The organism is Lactobacillus helveticus DSM 20075 = CGMCC 1.1877 (assembly GCF_000160855.1).
Lineage (GTDB): Bacteria > Bacillota > Bacilli > Lactobacillales > Lactobacillaceae > Lactobacillus > Lactobacillus helveticus.
On sequence record NZ_GG700752.1, the window covers coordinates 446,446 to 449,398 of the forward strand.

3 protein-coding genes are annotated in these 2,953 nt (G+C 36.8%); 1 reads left to right on the forward strand and 2 read right to left on the reverse strand.

Going from position 1 to position 2,953, the window contains the following annotated elements:
- Window positions 1-400: 400 nt before the first annotated feature.
- Entirely contained in the window at window positions 401-694 is a 294-nt protein-coding gene (locus tag HMPREF0518_RS02090; protein WP_003625610.1) for a hypothetical protein, read from the reverse strand.
- 42 nt (window positions 695-736) lie between these two features.
- Window positions 737-889, reverse strand: a complete 153-nt coding sequence (locus HMPREF0518_RS02095) for a helix-turn-helix transcriptional regulator (protein WP_003625612.1) — start codon at window positions 887-889, stop codon at window positions 737-739.
- Between the two features lie 196 nt (window positions 890-1,085).
- Here HMPREF0518_RS02095 and guaA point away from each other — a divergent pair, with 196 nt between their 5' ends.
- Window positions 1,086-2,663 carry a glutamine-hydrolyzing GMP synthase gene (gene guaA / locus HMPREF0518_RS02100; protein ID WP_003625614.1) on the forward strand — a complete coding sequence of 526 codons (1,578 nt, stop codon included), beginning with the start codon at window positions 1,086-1,088 and terminating at the stop codon, window positions 2,661-2,663.
- Window positions 2,664-2,953 lie beyond the last annotated feature (290 nt).

Sequence of the window (2,953 nt, forward strand, 5' to 3'; positions counted from 1 at the left end):
GCCAAGTAGAGTATAAGTAAGTGACAATTATGAACCAACATGTAAAAATAATGAACCAGTAAATGATGGAGATGTTAATAAATAATTGTTGATCTTTCTTCGATAATGATCTTTGTTCTTGAATTAATGTGGTATATGTTGCTTTTTGTAACTTGTAAATTGCAAATTGATAAAGAGCAATGCTGAATAAGAGGATAAATAAAGCAAGGGCTCCTACTTCGAAAAAGGGATAGTAAATAAAGCGATAACAGCTAAAGGCGGGATAATTGCTAGAATACATAAAACAACTCCAGCGATGATGCGCTTATTATTCTTGTCATGAAAGTTTTTTTGCTTATTTTGAATTTGTTTTAGTTGTTCGTTTGTTAATGTAAATTGCTTTCTTTTAATTTGATAAAAATCACGAGTTAACAAAAATCCATAAATAAAAGAATCCAACACTAATTGCCCAGGTAATTAACGTTGTGATAATGGCGGTTGAAGGAAAAATAGTGTAATGAATTGATTCATAGAATCCCATAATAGCAAAGAAAAGTGCTAGACCGATGCCTCCCAAAGTCAACCCAACGCTTTTAAACTTAGCTGCCTTTGCAGTGACCGATAAATAATCGTTAATTTGATCATCGGTTAACTTGGGTAACTCTACTTCTCTCTTTTCGGAATTTTGCTTTGCATTAGTGTTAAAAGAGGGCATGCCATTTTTCAATAAGTAGTCAGTAGTAACACCGAAAAGCTCCTATAAATCCACGATTTTTTCAATATCGGGAATCGATTGATCGCTTCCCCATATTGATACGGCTTGCCGACTGACATTCATTTTTTCGGCTAAGGCCTCTTGGAAAAGATGATCTTTCTTGCGTAGTTCTGCAATTTTTTGACCTAATCTCATGATTGAATCATCATTTCTATTTTTTGAACATCCTCAATTTACAAAAAAGCTCAGTTGCAAACAAGAACTTTTTGCTTGCATCGCTCGCAACTAGCGGTTGCAACTGCTAGTTGCCATAGTTAAAGCCGAACAATTGTGGCTGGTTTCATATTTTTTGATTGACCTTTTTAATTTTTCCTAGTAGAGTTAATTAAAAATGTTTAGTGAAAAGAGGGAGTACATAGTGGCTAAAAATCTAGACGATTTTGATAAAATTATAGTTCTTGACTTTGGTAGTCAATACAACCAATTGATTACTCGACGCATTCGTGACTTCGGTATTTATTCAGAACTTTTACCTCACGATCTTTCTATTGCCAAAATTAAAGAAATGCATCCCAAGGGCATTATTTTTTCTGGTGGTCCTAACAGTGTTTATGATGATGGTGCATTAAAAGTAGATCCAGAAATCTTCAAGTTGGGTATCCCAATTTTAGGTATTTGTTATGGAATGCAGCTCATGTCATATGACTTAGGCGGTAAGGTTGAACAGGCTGAGAACAAAGAATATGGTCGTGCTAATATTACCGTTGAAGATCCTGATAGTGCATTGTTTAAGGGCCTGCCAAGTAAGCAATATGTTTGGATGAGTCATGGTGATTTGGTAACTAAGGCTCCTAACGGCTTTGAGGTAGCTGCTTCAAGCAAGAACTGTCCAATTGCTGCTATTGCTAATCCAGATAAAAAGTTTTACGGTATTCAATTCCACGCAGAAGTACGTAATTCAGAATATGGTTTAGACATCTTGAAGCACTTTGCCTTTGATGTTTGTGGTGCTGATGCTAACTGGACCATGAACGACTTTATCGACATGAAGGTTGACGATATTCGTAAAGAAGTTGGCGACAAGAAGGTTATCTTAGGACTTTCAGGCGGTGTGGATTCCAGCGTTACTGCTACTCTTTTACACAAAGCAATTGGCGATCAATTGACTGCAATTTTCGTTGATCACGGGATGCTGCGTAAAGATGAAGGCGACCAAGTAATGCAAGCCTTGAATAAGGATCTTGGCGTCAACATTATTCGCGTTAACGCACAAAAGAGATTTTTGGACAAGTTAAAGGGTGTTACTGATCCTGAACAAAAGCGTAAGATCATCGGTAAGGAATTTATCGAAGTCTTCAATGAAGAAGCTAAGAAGTTAAAGGATGTAAAATTCTTAGCTCAAGGTACGCTTTATACTGATGTCATTGAATCAGGGACTAACACTGCCCAAACTATCAAGTCTCACCACAACGTTGGTGGCCTTCCTAAGGACATGCACTTCAAGTTAATTGAACCCCTTCGTAAGTTGTTCAAGGATGAAGTTCGTGAACTTGGTGAAAGATTAGGCATTCCACATGACTTAGTATGGCGTCAGCCATTCCCAGGTCCAGGTCTTGGTATTCGCGTGCTTGGCGAAGTTACAGAAGACAAGCTCAAGATTGTACGTGATTCCGATGCGATTTTGCGTGAAGAAATCAAAAAGGCTGGTTTGCAAGAAAAGATCTGGCAATACTTCACAGTTTTACCAGGTATTCGTTCAGTTGGCGTTATGGGTGACGGCCGTACTTATGACTATACCATTGGTATTCGTGCCGTTACTTCAATTGATGGGATGACTGCTGATTTTGCCCAAATTCCATGGGATGTACTTGGTCATATTTCAGATAGAATCGTCAATGAAGTAGATAACGTTAACCGTGTAGTCTACGATGTGACGAGTAAGCCACCTTCAACTATTGAATGGGAATAAAACCATTATATTAGTTAGAGTTGGAATGCCGATATATCAGCATTTAACAGGAACAAAAACTACTTAAAAAGGTATTAATTGACATAGAAGTATGCCAAAAGTATGGCAATAATAAAACTCTTAGTGTAAAAACTAAGAGTTTTTTAATGGGGGAAAGAATTATATGGGAAATTGGATTCCTATTGTCATATCTATCATTTCATTGGTAGTTTCATTTATTGGAATAGGTTTTAATATTTATAAAGATAAGATAAAAGAGACAATGCGGAATTAAGCGTAACTTGGGATAA

Bases quoted from the DNA above. Each gene is read 5' to 3' on its own strand.
- HMPREF0518_RS02090 (WP_003625610.1), bottom strand. From the start codon at position 694: ATGCCCTCTTTTAACACTAATGCAAAGCAAAATTCCGAAAAGAGAGAA.
- HMPREF0518_RS02095 (WP_003625612.1), bottom strand. From the start codon at position 889: ATGAGATTAGGTCAAAAAATTGCAGAACTACGCAAGAAAGATCATCTT.
- guaA (WP_003625614.1), top strand. From the start codon at position 1,086: ATGTTTAGTGAAAAGAGGGAGTACATAGTGGCTAAAAATCTAGACGAT.